This is a genomic window from Nostoc sp. DSM 114159, from assembly GCF_053470285.1.
In genome coordinates, this window is the sequence record NZ_JBPFEH010000001.1 from 1984509 (window position 1) to 2000086 (window position 15578).

Below are 15578 nucleotides of genomic sequence, written 5' to 3' on the forward strand. Positions count from 1 at the left end.
CTGACGCGTAGCGTCTCGTAGAGAAGCCGAAAGGTGTCGAAGTGCGGGCTGCGCCTACGTCCTAAAATGTTAAGTAAATCAGAAAACGTTAACAATGCCAGCTAAAGATAAATTTCATGCTGTGGTTAGAATTGCTTTAGAAAAGCAGCAGTGGAAGATAACCGACGATCCTCTGCGACTGGAAGTTGGCGGAACTAAGTTTGAAATAGATTTAGGTGCAGAGCAACTGTTAGCGGCAGAGCGAGGTGAAGAAAAAATTGCAGTTGAGATTAAAACGTTCCTGAGTGATTCACCATTAACAGATTATCATGCTGCTTTAGGACAGTTTTTAAATTATCGGCTTGCCTTAGAAATCAGCAATTCAAATCGCATTCTCTATTTGGCAGTGCCTATAAGTGTTTATGAAGCTTTTTTCAAGCGGGAATTTGCCCAAATATCTGTAGAGAGATATCAGATTAAACAAATTATCTATGACCCAATTCAAGAGGTAATTGTACAATGGATACCCTAGAATCTTATCGGCATATCATTCAGTCGTTGTTGACGACTTATGCTGCTATCCCAATAGCGAATGGTCAGATTGATTGTTACACTGTTTTTGATACAAAACAAGACCATTACATGGTTATGAATGTGGGATGGGATGGTCATCGGCGAGTCTATGGTTGTGTTTTACATTTGGATATTAAACAGGGAAAAATTTCGATTGAGCAGAATATGACGGAAATGAGAGTGGCTCAAGAACTTGTAGAGCGAGGGATTCCAAAAGATGATATTGTTCTTGGATTTCAATCTCCTGAAATGCGGGAATATACGGGCTATGGAGTTTTTTAACGACAACATCGCGATCGCATTCACCACATAATGCACCAAAGTCTAAATTGTCCGAAAATCTATCCTATGCGATCGTCTCTCGCTGAAATTGTCTAGGCGTTGGATCGCGGCGATCGCACTTGTAACACAATTTATCGAAAGTATAAATTTTCAAGAACCCGATTCTATGGTATCGGGCGATTGCACTTCTGCTTTCTCGGAATTAACTTCTGCCAAGACGTTTCGGTGTTTCGCGCACTCTGTAGCAACTTCTGCCTTCCCTGAAGTAACTTTTGTCTTCAAGTAAGGGAACTCCAAAAAATAAATCATCCAATTTCACCGAATCAAAAGGACTTTCTCTTCCCCTGCAAAGATATCCTTGCTCCTCCACAAGAGCGGCGATTGCAGTTTAATTCAATTTGGGATAAATCTCTCTTAGGCTGCGTTAAGCGTTCGTGTTTGGATATTTTGACAGGCGATTTGGTTGTTTACGCCGTAACGCACCAAATCATCGGTTTGGTGCGTTACTTCGTTAACGCGCCCTACAAGATTCGCGATCGCACTCAACCCAACCGATAAGATTCGCGATCACCTCTGGCAAGCGGGTACGCGACCATCGCATGTGAATATCTGCTTGTGAGCCAAACTGAACCATACATTGAGCAGAGTATCACAATCTTGATCGTAACAGTAACGGTTGCTGGCTATGGCAAGTTCTCTCCCGTGTAAGGATTTTTGATTGCTTGATCGGCCGACAGAGTCTTAGGATCGACCTCAGTAACATGGACAAATGATGTGTTGCGAAAACTACCAATTTTTGTTACTTGGAATGTCACTAAATCTTTAAATAGCACCTCATGCTGACCCTTTTCCTGTCCTGAATAGTTAGCAATGTATTTACCTGTTGTTCCATTTATGATGAAGTAAACCTTAGGATGTGATGTGGTTCCATCCTCACCCCAAGTTCCGGCCGACCCAGTGATACGGAGCGCACTGGTAGACCAAAACGTCGTATCTCGAATATAATCTCTTACATTGATACTTCCTCCATAAACTGAAGTATTTGCTACACCAGCTTGGCGATAAGACATACCCTCATGGTTTGGTAGTGCATCTAATGCTCCTCTAATATCATTTCGTGCATCATTGAGTAATTGAGTACCAGCTTGTATTTTTTGAGCCGGTGAATAGTTGTTAACAAGGGTGGTATTGTTATTCTGATCGTCTAACATATATTTCAGCGTACCGATTTGCTTATATTCATCTTCGGTAAGTCTGCCGCGCAAATGCTTTCCGATCATATTCCAATTAATTCCCCTTTGCGGATCACCAGAAACCCACATTCGCAAACCGGCTTGCACAACTTCGTTAGTAGCATTTGCATTCCCATATTTGAAAATTAAGGCGGACTTTTCAAAAAATCCTGACGGTTGATTTTCTTTAACAATGTTTGTTTTTACGTTCAACTTATCATCTATAAACTTGATTAATTCCTTATTGTTATGAGTGTCTGCTTGTTTGATCTTGGTGTACAGTTCCGCTAGTGATTTTCTCCTGCCTTCATCATGCAGTAAATTGATGAGTGATTTCGCGGCATCCAAATTATTTGTATCCAAGTCTGCTGTTAGCCCTGCTACCGTATTTTGTGGGATAATCACACGCTGTATACTGCGTGTTGGTAAAGAAGTAGTAGAGAGAAAATTCAAATTCTGTATCCCCTCCTGTGTCTGAGGCGATCGCTGCACTACCCCCCCACTCTGCTGCACAACATGAGTCAACTCATGTGCCAGCAACTCCTGTCCAGCCCGACTCCCAGGATTATATTCTCCCGAACGAAAGAACACATCCTGTCCTGTTGTGAAAGCCCGCGCCTGAATTGACCGATTCAACTGGTCAGATTGACCATCCGTGTGAACCTTTACCCCACTGAAATCTGCGCCAAATGCCACTTCCATCGGTTCGCGAATATCGTCCGCCATCGACTGTCCGCCACCCCTAGCTTGGTTAATGGACGCTTCCAAGTCAGGTGTAGCAGCCATCCCAGCCTTGGCCTGACGCTGCACCATCGGCTTCATCTGTAATTCTTCCTCATCCTCTGGCACTTCTTCTCGTTGCAGTGTGCGATTGTCCAGAGATTTCATTTGCAATTCTTCCTCATCCTCTGGCACTTCTTCTCGTTGCAGTGTGCGATTGTCCAGAGGTTTCATTTGCAATTCTTCTTCCTCATCCTCTGGCAATGCTTCTCGTTGCACCAAAGGCGTGATGGAATTTGCCAGAGGTTTCATCTGCAATTCTTCTTCATCTTCTGGCAATGTTTCTCGTTGGATATGCTGACGATTTACAGGCTGCGCCATTCTTTGCATTACCTGCTGTGCGACACTATCAGCTTCCTGTTCGTAAATGTCTCCCGGCTGGCTAATTGAGAGTTTTGCTTGGGGACTACGCAGAGGTATGCGACTGATATCGTGAGTAACTGGTTGATGGAGTGGTTGTATTTCAGGAACCGCTTGGCGTGAAATTGCCGACGACTCCAAACCAAAGCCACGTGTTGGGTGTTTCAGGGATGGAATTGAGAAGCCTGTAGTAGTTTTTTTCCCTCGGCTGACCTGTTCTCTCATTTTCTTCTCCAGATGCCCAAGTAGTAGCTAGGTGAATATTTTGCTGTTACTAACATCTAGAGTACTGCGATCGCACTTGTAACACAATTCACCCAAAGTCGAAATCCAGGCAAAAACTAAGTTCGACTTTTGGCTACTTTTGATTCTGATGCACTACCTTTAGCCTGGATTTAGGGAGAGTTTTTTTATTTATGGACTCAAAACAGCAACAAAATTTTTTCACCTTCGATGGAGATGTTGGCGGGACTGCTGGCTATGCTGGGGTTTCGGCGGCATCTGATGCTACCAAGGCGGCTAAAACGGCAAGTAAATATCTCAACGACTCACTGCTGATGAACCAGCTTACAGAACACGTATATAAACTTTTGCTAGAAGATTTGCGATCGCAGCGGGAAAGGCTAGGTAATTATAATTCCCAAAGGTGGTTGTGATGGCTACAGGCGCTAATAATGGCAACATTACTCACGAATTAAATTATGTCACTACTAATCGTTTCTATGTAGAAATAGACAGTTCTATTGCTGCATCTTTCGCGGAATGTTCAGGATTAAGTATTCAAATTAAGAAAAATGTCTTTCAAGAAGGTGGCGTTAACGATCAGCAAAGAATTTATTTAGGTCATACAGAATTTGCAGACATCACTCTTAAACGTGGAGTTACCGATCATCCAGGTTTTTGGAACTGGATGAATGCAGTTTTTGATGAACAGAAGAAAACATCTCGACGCAATGTCAATATTTTGATTTTCAATCAAGCCGGTGAAACGATGATGAGTTGGACTTTGATTGGTGCTATTCCAATAACCTGGAAAACACCTGCACTCCAAGCAGATGGTAAGGCAGTTGCCATTGAAGAATTAACTTTAGCGTATGAGGGTTTACAAGTTGCAAGGTCTACAGGGGGAGGCACTTCTGTACAACGAAATCAAAAAAGTGGATATTTCGTTTCTAGCTAATTGGCTATTTCTCAACGATAACTATGCAAATTATTCAATCTCCACTAGGAAACAATATTCAGCCCCTTGGGGTAATATCATCTTTATCAAATCCTGAGAGAATGGTATTGAGAAAACAGTCTCATTCTCTGCATTCACGAAGTAATTTTCTTAGTCCCATACAAACTAAACTACCATTAGTTACATCCTCGAAATTTTTCTTATCTCGCGAACATGAACCATCGATACAACCATTAATAGGTTGGGATAGTTGGGATAATCAAGATATAAATAGTGATTTGCCATTACTGGAATCTGATTTTTTTGATTCAATAGCTCTACCAGAAAATAGTCATGTTAATCCTAGTGAAATAGTAAAAGACAGTATTCCAGAAATCCTGCCAAATCGGATTGATAAAAAAACAATTGATGATACCTCGCAACAACTAAGTCTTAAAAGTAAAAGTAAATCTAAATCACAAAAAATAAATAAATCTCAAAAGCCACTTAAGAAAAAATCAAAACCAAAATCTAAAAAAGCAGTCAAATCATCTGTAGCTAAGAATCTTGTTCAAAGCAATGTTACTATTAATGGTAATGAAGATAGCTTATTAACATTAAATGAGCCTCTGTCTGTTGGGGCTAATTTGGAAATACCCACATTGCGACTAGATAATGCTGTCGTTGAAAATTCTCTAGCTTTGCCGTCAGCACTTACCTCACCCGATCTTGATGATGCAACTACTTTAACTCATCCTTTGGCGAATGATGAAAATATTGTAGTAGAGCATATTGTTGTACCTACTTCTGAGTCTTCAGTTGCAAAAAAAACTATTGCAATCCAACAAGAAATTGATTCCAGTGTTTCAAGTGAGTCTCTAGCGAGTATACCTGTTCAGCTAACACCTACCTCAGCCGAGATTGAAGACACACCTCATTTATTCAGAAACTCTGATAATCATGAACCGTTAGTAATTTCAGAGTCACAATCTGCTATGGTGCTTAATGTCTTAGATGCTTCAGCAAATCTGACTTTACTGCAACGTGACAGCTATCTTGAAAGTACTAATACCGAGTTTACAGAAAGTCAGCCCATTTTAGTCCCACCTGAGATTGTTGAAATACCAATAATTACTCCGACATCACCTAAGATAGGTGAAACTGCGATCGCACCACTTACCGCGACGCCAGAGATTTCTCAAATACCAATAATTACTCCGACATCGCCTGAAATTGGTGAAACTGCGATCGCACCACTTACCGCGACGCCAGAGATTGTTGAAACACCAGCAATTAGCGCCATATCGCCTGAGATAGGTGAAACTGCGATCGCACCACTTTCCGCTACATCGCCAGAGATTGTTGAAACACCAGCAATTAGCGCCATATCGCCTAAGATAGGTGAAACTGCGATCGCACCACTTACCGCGACATCACCAGAGATTTCTGAAATACCAGCAATTAGCGCCATATCGCCTGAGATAGGTGAAACTGCGATCGCACCACTTTCCGCGACGCCAGAGATTGTTGAAACACCAGCAATTAGCGCCATATCGCCTGAGATAGGTGAAACTGCGATCGCACCACTTTCCGCGACGCCAGAGATTGTTGAAACACCAGCAATTAGCGCCATATCGCCTGAGATAGGTGAAACTGCGATCGCACCACTTACCACATCGCCAGAGATTTCTCAAATACCAATAATTACTCCGACATCGCCTGAGATAGGTGAAACTGCGATCGCGCCACTTTCCGCTACATCGCCAGAGATTTCTGAAATACCAATAATTACTCCGACATCGCCTGAGATTGGTGAAACTGCGATCGCACCACTTACCGCGACGCCAGAGATTTCTCAAATACCAGCAATTAGCGCCACATCACCTGAGATTGTTGAAGCACCAATTAGCGCCATATCGCCTGAGATTGGTGAAACTGCGATCGCACCACTTACCGCGACGCCAGAGATTTCTCAAATACCAGCAATTAGCGCCATATCGCCTGAGATTGGTGAAACTGCGATCGCACCAATTAGCGCTACATCACCAGAGATTTCTGAAATACCAGCAATTAGCGCCATATCGCCTGAGATTGGTGAAACTGCGATCGCACCACTTACCGCGACGCCAGAGATTTCTCAAATACCAATAATTACTCCGACATCGCCTGAGATTGTTGAAGCACCAATTAGCGCCATATCGCCTGAGATTGGTGAAACTGCGATCGCACCACTTACCACATCACCTGAGATTTCTGAAATACCAATAATTACTCCTACATCGCCTGAGATTGATGAAACTGCGATCACTGCGATCGCACCACTTACCGCGACGCCAGAGATTTCTGAAATACCAGCAATTAGCGCCATATCGCCAGAGATTGTTGAAGCACCAATAATTACCACCATATCGCCTGAAATTGGTGAAACTGCGAGTATTTTCAGGGAAATTATTGACAATGAACAAATAGTAGAATCAGAATTTACCTCTGCGGTAACAAATGAAGAAAATCCTGAAATATTAACCTTTGTTGATACCTCAGATAATCCAACCTCCCCACAAAATGAGGTAAACACACTACCTCAAGTTGAGCAAAATGCGATCGCAGAAAATTTGCCAGCGCCTAAAGGTTATGCTACTGGTGGCCACGTAACAGATTCCCGCGTTGAAAATCGTCAGCAGATAGCATCTTCCGATACTGTACCTGCAATGCTTACGCCTGGGGAGTTTGTGATTAATACTAGAGATGCACAGAAGAATCTACCCCTACTACATCACATCAACACGGGTGGAACACCCCAAGATATTATCCTTCCAAGTTTACAGATACCCAATTCCACAGAACCAGAAGAAACAATTTCTCCAGAGACTCCGACTAAAGTCGATTCTTTTCCAGACACTTCATTACAGCTAAAAAGTGCTGAGACTGATTCACCTGAGATATCCAATTCTTTAATTCCTTCTTCCTTGGGGTTGAATTTTAATAAACAGAAACTTTCTATTCTCAATTCTCCAGAGATTCATACCCTTCACAATGAAACAATTGATGTAGGTGAATCCTCACCTCAATACTCATCACCTCCCCTGATTTTCCGCAAAGCCAATTCTCCCACTAAGACATCTTCCCAATGGTCAAAAACACCTTCTCAATGGTCAAGTGTAGAAGATTTACTCAATGGAAATGATGATGAATTTACGAGCTTTAATTTTAATGATGGAGAATCTAATAGCCAAAATTATGAATTTTCTTATGTTTCAGAATCACCACAAGTTTTTGCTAAACATCTTCCTTCACCTAGAGGCTTTACTGATGGTGGAGAAGTTACTCCACCCGACATATCCAGAGAAATAGCACCACTAACTGAGACGATAGAGAGCGCATCTTCATTTTCTCAAGAAGGTGATGAAGATGATACAGCCGATCTTGAAGCTCTAGCTCGTGAAGTTTATAGCAGATTACGACAACGAATAGAAATTGAGCGAGAACGACATGGCGGTTCCTCTGGTAGATTACCTTGGTAAATTTGTATTCAAGAATTAATTTTTGGAGAAAGACTCAAATGGCAAGTCCAGCAATTATTGTTATTCAAAAACGTCAACCGCAACTTGAGAAAGCCAAACTTGTAGCTTATAACGGTGAAGCGCCAGATATTGAATTAATGTTTAATCCTACAGATATTAGTTTCTCTCGGACTGTTAAGTGGGAAAGCAAAGATGGTAATAGAGGAACGACTCTACTTCCGAAAGTAAACTTTTCTGGCGTTGAACCTTACAAATTTACACTCAAACAGTTACTTTATGATACTTATGAAACAAAAGAGTCGGTGATGAAAAAATATATAGATAAAATTAAGAAAGGCGTAGAAACTATCAGCAAAGCAACTGATAAACGACCACCTGTTTATATATTTACATGGGGAAACGAGTATTTTTATTGTGTGATCACGAGTTTAACTTACACTTTAAATATGTTTTTGAGTGATGGTACACCAGTAAGAGCACTGGTAGATATAGCCTTGCAAGAAGTAGATAAAAATAACCTTCCTGGAGGACGTGAATCTACTTCTACAGGAGATGCTCGTGCGGGAGATCAAAAAGGACAAACACTGAGTAAGACAGAATAAGTAATACCAATTTGAAAAAAGAATGTGACAAATAGACCATTTTTAGAGAGGCGATTCATGAGCCAGCGCGTTGCGAGAGTTTCCCCCGTTGTAGAGACGCGATGAATCGCGTCTTTAGCCAAGGATGTGTTGCAATCATTAATTAAATAGGTATAAAGTGACAAATTAGTATTGACTTTCTCATTAAAAGCTGCTCTAAACATTTCATAATTTCTAAAGTAATAATTATGCCTGCAAAAAAAAGCCTTTATTTAAGCGAACCTAAAATACAGATAGATGGAAAACAGGCTTCTCCTGAATTAATGAAGGATTTGTTGCAAATCACAATCGAAGAAAGCCTTCATTTACCAGCAATGTTTACGCTAGTAATCCATAACAGCTATATTCCCGCATCCGATCGGCCAGAAAACAAAGCTTGGCGACATGAGCCTTTATTTAAAATTGGAAAAAAAGTGAAATTGGGTTTTACTTCTAGTACAACTCTAGATAATAACTTCCAAGAAGAGGTAGGAGAATTCCTCATTGAAGGCGAAATTACAGCGATGGAAGTTCACTTCAATGAAAAATCTGAAGCTGATATCATTGTTCGCGGTTATGATATTTCTCATCGGTTGCATAGAGGTCGTTATAATCGTTCTTTTTTAAATAAAACTGATAGCGATATAGTCAAGCAAATAGTTAAAGAAGTAGGCATACAGCTTGGCAATATAGAGGCAACAGGTGAAGTTCATAAGTATGTCTTCCAAGAAAATCAAACTAATATGGAATTTTTGCGAGAAAGGGCTGCTCGCATTGGTTTTGAGTTATTTATTACAGAGGAAAAACTAAATTTTTGCAAACCAAAAACTCAGGGAGCCTTATCACTTAAATGGTTAGTTGATATTAATAAATTTAGTACTCGTGTTACTAGTGCTGAACAGATAAGTTCTGTAGAAGTACGCGCTTGGGACTATACCAAGAAACAATTGATTAGTGGAACAGCCAAGAAAGAGAAGCAAGTAACCGAGACAGGTAATCGGCTAGGAAGTAGTACTAGTAATGCATTTTCTAATCTTAAGTCTCCCAAAATGATTGTTGTAGATAAACCTGTTGCCAGTAAAAAACAAGCAGATACGATGGCTCAGGCTTTGTGTGATGAACTGGGAGGAGAATTTGTTTATGCAGATGCCAAAGCAGAAGGGAATCCTGAGATTCGTCCGGGACGGGTTATTAATCTTCAGGGTATGGGCGATCGCTATAGTGGTAAGTATTATGTTACAGAAACCCGCCATTTCTTTGGTCAACGCGTTTATGAAACTTATTTCAGCGTGCGGGGACTACGTTCTGGTAGCTTATTCACAACTCTATCTCCAGAAAAACGTCTCCAGCCATCTGAGACTTTATTAGTGGGAATTGTCACTGATAACAAAGACCCAGAGGCATGGGGTAGGGTGAAGGTGAAGTTTCCCACGCTCACAGAAGAACATACAAGTGACTGGGCGAGAGTTGTAGCTGTGGGAGCAGGTCAAAATAGAGGTTTTGACTGTTTACCAGAGGTAAACGATGAAGTTTTAGTAGGTTTTGAGCATGGCGATATCCACCGTCCCTACGTTATTGGCGGGGTATGGAATGGCAAAGATGCACCACCGGAAAAAGTAAGGGATTCAGTTACAAACGGTGTAAGATTACGCACCATTAAAACTCGTGTAGGTCATACTCTACAGTTTGTTGAAGAAGATAAAGGAACTAGTAAAACAGGGATTCGCGTAGAAACTAAAGACGGTCATAAAATATATCTCAATGATAGTCAAAGGTGCATAGAAATTGAAACTAAAGGCGGTCATAGAATCAAAATGGACGATATGGCTAAATCTGTTTCAGTGAAATCAACAGGTAATATGTCATTAGATGCTCGTGGAAATATAGACATTTCAGCCACGGGTACGATTACAGTCAAAGGTGCGTTGATTCGACTTAATTAATTCGTAATTAACACAATAGGAGGTTATCGTGGGTAGACCAGCAGCAAGAATTACTGACAATGTAGCGCACCCCTTACCCCCAGTCTTGACAGGAGGGCCGGGTAGTCCCAATGTGTTGATTGGGTCTTTACCTGCGTGGCGGGGTGTGCTTGCCGCCGCAGTACCAGGTTTACAGTCTGCCAAAACCGCTTCTGATGCAGCTATCCAAGCCGCTGAGGCTGCTACTTTAGCGGCGGCTGGTACACCAGGGGCACCTGCTGCCTTAGCTGCGGAACAAACTACAAAGGCAACATCAGCTGCTACTATGGGTAGTGCGATCGCTGCTGCTGCTGCTGGTGCTGATATTCATAATTGCGCCACACCTTTACCCGTCCCTCCTCACGGCCCTGGAGTTGTGATTGACGGTAGTCAGACAGTGCTGATTAACAATTTGCCTGCTTCTCGCATGGGCGACACCGTTTTAGAAGCATTAGGGCCGCCGAATAAAATTATCAAAGGTAATCCCACTGTTTTGATTGGCGGTTGATTGGAGAGGCAGGGGGCAGGGGGCAGGGAGCAGGGAGCAGGGAGCAGGGAGCAGGCTTGCCGTGAGCGTAGTCGAACGGGAGCAGGGGAATACTGCGCCTACGAGTATTAAAGACTTGTCCGCGAGTATCAAAGACTCGTCCGCGAGTATCAAAGACTCGTCCACGAGTATCAAAGACTCGTCCACGAGTATTAAAGACTCGTCCACGAGTATTAAAGACTCATCCGCGAGTATCAAAGACTCGTCCACGAGTATTAAAGACTCATCCACGAGTATTAAAGACTCGTCCGCGAGTATCAAAGACTCGTCCGCGAGTATCAAAGACTCGTCCGCGAGTATTAAAGACTCGTCTATGAATCTTAATTTATACCAAATTACAGTTACAAATCATTCTCCCTTCGCCCCCTGCCCCTCTGCTCCTCTGCCCCCCTGCTCCTCTGCCCCTGTGCCCCCCTGCGCCCCGCCTCCTTAACCTCGACCTTTGGCGAATAGGCTTAAACCCTCTGTGCCGATATCTTTGAAGATATCCATGTAACAGCTGTCTAAGTGCCAGATATGGTTTACGGTCGTCAACGAGCCTATTTGGGAACAGGTTGGGCTTATCCACTGCATTTAAGTGTGCAAGGTGGGATACAACTTAGCCGAGAAGATCAAAAAGTTAAAGAATCTATTTGGATTATCCTCCGCACGGGAATAGGTGAGCGGGTTTATCGGCCTACCTTTGGTTCGCGCTTGTCAGAACTGGCGTTTGCACCTTTAAATAGCGATACCCTACTGCGAATCCGCCTTTATGTTTTGGAAGCTTTAGAAGTTTGGGAACCACGCATTACTATCGATGAAGTTATCACCGATCCCGATCCAGTGCGTGGCAGAGTGGACATCATCATCAATTATCGACTCAAAGACAGCCCCGATATTTATAGTTTTGTTTATCCTTATTATTTGGTGTCAGCTGGGGAGGAATCGTGATACCAATTAAAAATTAAAAATTAAAAATTAAAAATTCAGAAAGTTAAATTTCGTCTCGGTTTCTAGGTTGTATCTGTCACATTCTTTTTTAAAATTGGTATGAACTTTGATTTTTTACCGAAATTACCTTCTTCCAACTTAGACGATCGCGCCTTTGATGATTTGGTGCAAGAATGTATCATGCGTATTCCTCGCTACTGTCCAGAATGGACAGACCACAATCTCAGCGACCCAGGAATTACGCTCATTGAGTTATTTGCTTGGTTAACTGACCAAATGTTGCTCAGATTCAACCAAGTACCTCGAAAAAATTATGTTGCTTTTTTAGAATTACTAGGTATTCGTCTCCAGCCTCCCGCCCCAGCCCGCACAGAATTAACTTTTTATTTAAGCGCTGCACTACCTGAAGCCTACACGATTCCCGCCGGATTGGAAGCTTCAACTATCCGCACTGAAACTACAGAAGCAATTACCTTCAGTACAGATTCTCCTCTAATTATCGGCAAACCCCGCATCCAACATTTCTTAACTGCCCAAACTACCGAAGATATTCCCCAATCTCTGCGTGAAAGAGTCACAACTTCCTGGACTCGTCAATCTAACGGTTACTGGACAGGTAACGAACAACCGATATTTGAAGAGGAACCCCAACCTGGTAACTGCTTTTATTTAGCAATTAATTCTGACGATCCTTTAGACGCTAATGTTTTAGAAATTATTTTCCAAGGGGCTGCGGCTACTCCTGCTGGGATTAACCCCAATCAACCACCCCGGAAGTGGGAAGCTTGGGATGGGGAAAATTGGCAATCAGTTTTATTGCAAGAATCAGATGATAAAACTCGCGGCTTCAGTTTTTATGAAATCGCCCAAGAAGGTGAAAACCCCTCTCAAGGTGCAGAGGTACGTCTGCATTTACCTCAAGTTTGGCCTGTGGCTAATTTTACCTCTTACCGAGGTCGCTGGTTGCGTTGTAGCTTTATTTCTACAGAAGCCAATGAATCTGGTTACAATCGTCCGCCACGAATTATTGGTTTAGCAGTGCGGTCAATTGGCGGTACTGTTAGGGCTAGCCATAGTACGCTGATTGAAGACGAGCGATTGGGAATTAGTGATGGTACACCCGGTCAGTCTTTCCAGTTACAAACAGCACCAATTTTAGAACGTCGAGAAAATGAGTATATTTTAGTTACTCCTGCTGGTGGTTTGCCGCAAAAGTGGACTGAGGTGAGAGATTTTGCTGATTCTGGGCCGCATAACTTTCATTACACCATCGATTCAATCACTGGTACAGTCCAATTCGGGCCGCTGATTCGGGAACCGAGCCAACTTAAACAACAAACACAAGTAAGATCGAGAATTCAGCAACCACAACTAGATGACACATCTGTACAAGTTCTGGAAAATAACCAGTCGGAACATCAATATGGGGCGATTCCTCCCCGTGGTGCAGAAATTAGGATGGTTAGTTATCGTACAGGCGGCGGTAGAGAAGGCAATGTTCAAACTGGGGCAATTCAGTTTTTGAAGTCTGCATATCCATATATTACTAGTGTGGTCAATCGCGTACCAGCAATCAATGGGGCGGATGCTGAGTCACTGGAACAAGCTGTAATGAAGGCTCCCCGCATCCTCCGCACGCGCGATCGCGCCGTCACTGCTGAAGATTTTGAAGTTTTAACTCAACAGGCGGGTGCAGGTGCGATCGCTCGCGTCCGGTGTTTGCCAGCAAATTCTCGCAGACAAGCTGGTATAGTTAGTTTGCTAGTAGTGCCTTATGCAAATACAGATGCGATCGCCCAAGGCAATGGGATGACACCAGAAGATTTTGCCCTGAGTAATGCCCTGCAAGAGCAAATTTTGAGTTATTTAGATGAAAGACGCTTATTAGGGGTACAAGTAGAGTTACAAGAGCCGAATTACGTAGGTGTTTCGGTACAGACAGAAATTGCTCTAGAGCCAGCCTACAATAATCCTTTTGCCAGCGAAGAAATTCGCCGGAATTTAAGGCGATCGTTGTATAAATATTTAAATCCCTTAACTGGAGGAATCGACGGCAAAGGTTGGCCATTTGGGCGACCAGTTTATACATCAGATATTGTGGCATTACTGCAACAAACCCCAGGCGTGCGTCATTTAGGCCCTGTCTTGCTATTTCCCATCCGCAAGCAAGGAGAAAATTGGCGACGACAACCATCACCAGAACAATTGATCGATCCGGGATCGGAAGGTTTGATATGTTCTTGGGCTGATACAAATCTGCGTTCCAATCACGACATCCAAATCATTAATCGTTGATTTGTCATTTGTCACTTGTCACTTGTACTGAGCGAAGCCGTTGGCGCAGCCTCTCGTAGAGAAGTATTTGTCATTTGTCATTAATTATCTATCCTCCTCTGCTCCCCTGCCCCCCTGCTTCCTTGCCCTGAGCGAAGTCGAAGGGCTGCCCCCTGCCTCTTCTTACCCCCAACCCTCAATCCTATGGTTCAAAGTCGCTCTAGTCCAGCTGTAAGCATTCAATTAACGCCAATGCAAATTCCTGAAGCTTTACCTGCGGCAGGTTTAGCATTTGCAAATGCAGAAAACATCGATGTAGCTGGACGTAGTTTGCTCTTACATCCTGGACATCCTAGCGAGATGATTGTGCAGGTGCAAAACTTAGAACAACGTCCTTTGCGGGTAAGCTTAAGCGTTGAAGGAAACTTTCCATCCCAGTGGTGTCAAATTGGTACAGAAGGCAGTGAAATACCGCCTCGCGGACAGATGGATGCTGTTCTCCACTTCTCAATTCCCGACACATTTTTTGAAGACCAAGAAGCAATTTCCCCTGGAAAAAAAGACAAACTAACACTCAATTTTCGCAGCCTAATTACCCTACATATAGATCCAGGCACAGACAACGAACAAATCGAGAGAAGCGAGTATTTCGATTTATATATCCGTCCCTACACTGCCTACATGGAATTCTTGCCAATTTTGTATCGGGAAGTGGACTTTATTGGTCGCTTCATGAAAATATTTGAGCAAGCTTTTCAACCAATAGTTGATAGTTATAACGTCATGTGGGCAAACCTCGATCCCTTGACAGCACCGCAAGCATTATTGCCCTTTATGGCTCATTGGGTTGCTTGGCAAGTAGATTCTGTTTGGGATCTCCAGCAACAACGGCGTTTAATTCGCCGAGCCGTAGAACTTTATCGCTGGCGAGGAACTCGTAAAGGATTGCGTCTCTACTTGCATCTTTATACTGGTTTACCGCTAGATGAACATTTACCAAATGAAGCTGATAAACATATTAGTATTACAGAACCTTTTGGCCCAAGTTTCATTATCGGAGATGCACAATTAGGAAATGCAGTTTTAGCAGGTGGACAACCATATCATTTTATAGTGCGTTTGCGTTCAAATATTTCTAGTGGCATCATCAACGAAGAACTTATTCAAAGAATAATCGAACAAGAAAAACCTGCTTTTTGCACCTATGAATTATCTATCGAAAATCCCACTAATTAAATAATTCGTAATTCAGTAAAATTAAACAGACTTTTAATCCAAAATCTAAAATCTAAAATCTAAAATCCAAAATCCAAAATCCAAAATCTAAAATCCAAAATCTAAAATCCAAAATCTAAAATCC

Annotated in this window: 14 protein-coding genes; 12 read left to right on the plus strand and 2 right to left on the minus strand. The window is 42.5% G+C overall.

The features are described from left to right. Positions 1-94: 94 nt before the first annotated feature. Positions 95-511 (plus strand): XisH family protein, encoded by a 417-nt coding sequence (locus ACR5KR_RS08005; protein ID WP_448266100.1) that lies wholly within the window; start codon positions 95-97, stop codon positions 509-511. Then, the gene (locus ACR5KR_RS08010) at positions 499-834 is read left to right on the plus strand and encodes an element excision factor XisI family protein (protein WP_448266101.1); all 336 of its coding nucleotides are present in this window, start codon (positions 499-501) and stop codon (positions 832-834) included. The genes ACR5KR_RS08005 and ACR5KR_RS08010 overlap by 13 nt, the downstream gene beginning before the upstream one ends. 150 nt (positions 835-984) lie before the next feature. Here ACR5KR_RS08010 and ACR5KR_RS08015 read toward each other — a convergent pair whose 3' ends face one another. Continuing rightward, entirely contained in the window at positions 985-1116 is a 132-nt protein-coding gene (locus tag ACR5KR_RS08015; RefSeq protein ID WP_448266102.1) for a hypothetical protein, read from the minus strand. 99 nt (positions 1117-1215) lie between these two features. On the opposite strand from ACR5KR_RS08015, the gene ACR5KR_RS08020 reads away from it, so the two are divergent. Then, complete coding sequence (locus ACR5KR_RS08020) at positions 1216-1392, plus strand: hypothetical protein (RefSeq protein ID WP_448266104.1); 177 nt, start codon at positions 1216-1218, stop codon at positions 1390-1392. 125 nt (positions 1393-1517) lie between these two features. Here ACR5KR_RS08020 and ACR5KR_RS08025 read toward each other — a convergent pair whose 3' ends face one another. Then, complete coding sequence (locus ACR5KR_RS08025; RefSeq protein ID WP_448266105.1) at positions 1518-3431, minus strand: eCIS core domain-containing protein; 1914 nt, start codon at positions 3429-3431, stop codon at positions 1518-1520. Between the two features lie 191 nt (positions 3432-3622). Between ACR5KR_RS08025 and ACR5KR_RS08030 the strand changes: the two genes are divergently transcribed. From ACR5KR_RS08030 to ACR5KR_RS08070, 9 genes are all read left to right on the plus strand, one after another. Next, the gene (locus ACR5KR_RS08030) at positions 3623-3862 is read left to right on the plus strand and encodes a hypothetical protein (RefSeq protein WP_445627012.1); all 240 of its coding nucleotides are present in this window, start codon (positions 3623-3625) and stop codon (positions 3860-3862) included. Further along, positions 3862-4386, plus strand: a complete 525-nt coding sequence (locus tag ACR5KR_RS08035) for a phage tail protein (protein WP_292725611.1) — start codon at positions 3862-3864, stop codon at positions 4384-4386. The genes ACR5KR_RS08030 and ACR5KR_RS08035 overlap by 1 nt, the downstream gene beginning before the upstream one ends. Before the next feature lie 23 nt (positions 4387-4409). Then, on the plus strand, positions 4410-7886 hold the full coding sequence (locus tag ACR5KR_RS08040; RefSeq protein WP_448266106.1) for a hypothetical protein: 3477 nt from the start codon (positions 4410-4412) through the stop codon (positions 7884-7886). 38 nt (positions 7887-7924) lie between these two features. After that, positions 7925-8488, plus strand: coding sequence for a CIS tube protein (locus tag ACR5KR_RS08045; protein ID WP_448266107.1), 564 nt, complete (start codon positions 7925-7927; stop codon positions 8486-8488). A 227-nt stretch (positions 8489-8715) separates the two neighbouring features. Beyond that, positions 8716-10449 (plus strand): VgrG-related protein, encoded by a 1734-nt coding sequence (locus ACR5KR_RS08050; RefSeq protein ID WP_448266108.1) that lies wholly within the window; start codon positions 8716-8718, stop codon positions 10447-10449. Between the two features lie 28 nt (positions 10450-10477). Then, on the plus strand, positions 10478-10975 hold the full coding sequence (locus tag ACR5KR_RS08055) for a PAAR domain-containing protein (protein WP_448266109.1): 498 nt from the start codon (positions 10478-10480) through the stop codon (positions 10973-10975). Positions 10976-11530: 555 nt separating this feature from the next. Then, the gene (locus ACR5KR_RS08060; RefSeq protein WP_448266110.1) at positions 11531-11944 is read left to right on the plus strand and encodes a GPW/gp25 family protein; all 414 of its coding nucleotides are present in this window, start codon (positions 11531-11533) and stop codon (positions 11942-11944) included. Between the two features lie 99 nt (positions 11945-12043). After that, complete coding sequence (locus ACR5KR_RS08065; RefSeq protein ID WP_448266111.1) at positions 12044-14239, plus strand: putative baseplate assembly protein; 2196 nt, start codon at positions 12044-12046, stop codon at positions 14237-14239. Positions 14240-14422: 183 nt separating this feature from the next. After that, positions 14423-15454, plus strand: a complete 1032-nt coding sequence (locus tag ACR5KR_RS08070; RefSeq protein ID WP_448266112.1) for a phage tail protein — start codon at positions 14423-14425, stop codon at positions 15452-15454. Positions 15455-15578 lie beyond the last annotated feature (124 nt).

Excerpts from the sequence above, each read along its gene's own strand:
- ACR5KR_RS08050 (WP_448266108.1), top strand. The coding sequence starts at position 8,716 with ATGCCTGCAAAAAAAAGCCTTTATTTAAGCGAACCTAAAATACAGATA.
- ACR5KR_RS08060 (WP_448266110.1), top strand. The coding sequence starts at position 11,531 with ATGGTTTACGGTCGTCAACGAGCCTATTTGGGAACAGGTTGGGCTTAT.
- ACR5KR_RS08070 (WP_448266112.1), top strand. The coding sequence starts at position 14,423 with ATGGTTCAAAGTCGCTCTAGTCCAGCTGTAAGCATTCAATTAACGCCA.
- ACR5KR_RS08030 (WP_445627012.1), top strand. The coding sequence starts at position 3,623 with ATGGACTCAAAACAGCAACAAAATTTTTTCACCTTCGATGGAGATGTT.
- ACR5KR_RS08065 (WP_448266111.1), top strand. The coding sequence starts at position 12,044 with ATGAACTTTGATTTTTTACCGAAATTACCTTCTTCCAACTTAGACGAT.
- ACR5KR_RS08045 (WP_448266107.1), top strand. The coding sequence starts at position 7,925 with ATGGCAAGTCCAGCAATTATTGTTATTCAAAAACGTCAACCGCAACTT.
- ACR5KR_RS08005 (WP_448266100.1), top strand. The coding sequence starts at position 95 with ATGCCAGCTAAAGATAAATTTCATGCTGTGGTTAGAATTGCTTTAGAA.
- ACR5KR_RS08040 (WP_448266106.1), top strand. The coding sequence starts at position 4,410 with ATGCAAATTATTCAATCTCCACTAGGAAACAATATTCAGCCCCTTGGG.
- ACR5KR_RS08025 (WP_448266105.1), bottom strand. The coding sequence starts at position 3,431 with ATGAGAGAACAGGTCAGCCGAGGGAAAAAAACTACTACAGGCTTCTCA.
- ACR5KR_RS08035 (WP_292725611.1), top strand. The coding sequence starts at position 3,862 with ATGGCTACAGGCGCTAATAATGGCAACATTACTCACGAATTAAATTAT.
- ACR5KR_RS08010 (WP_448266101.1), top strand. The coding sequence starts at position 499 with ATGGATACCCTAGAATCTTATCGGCATATCATTCAGTCGTTGTTGACG.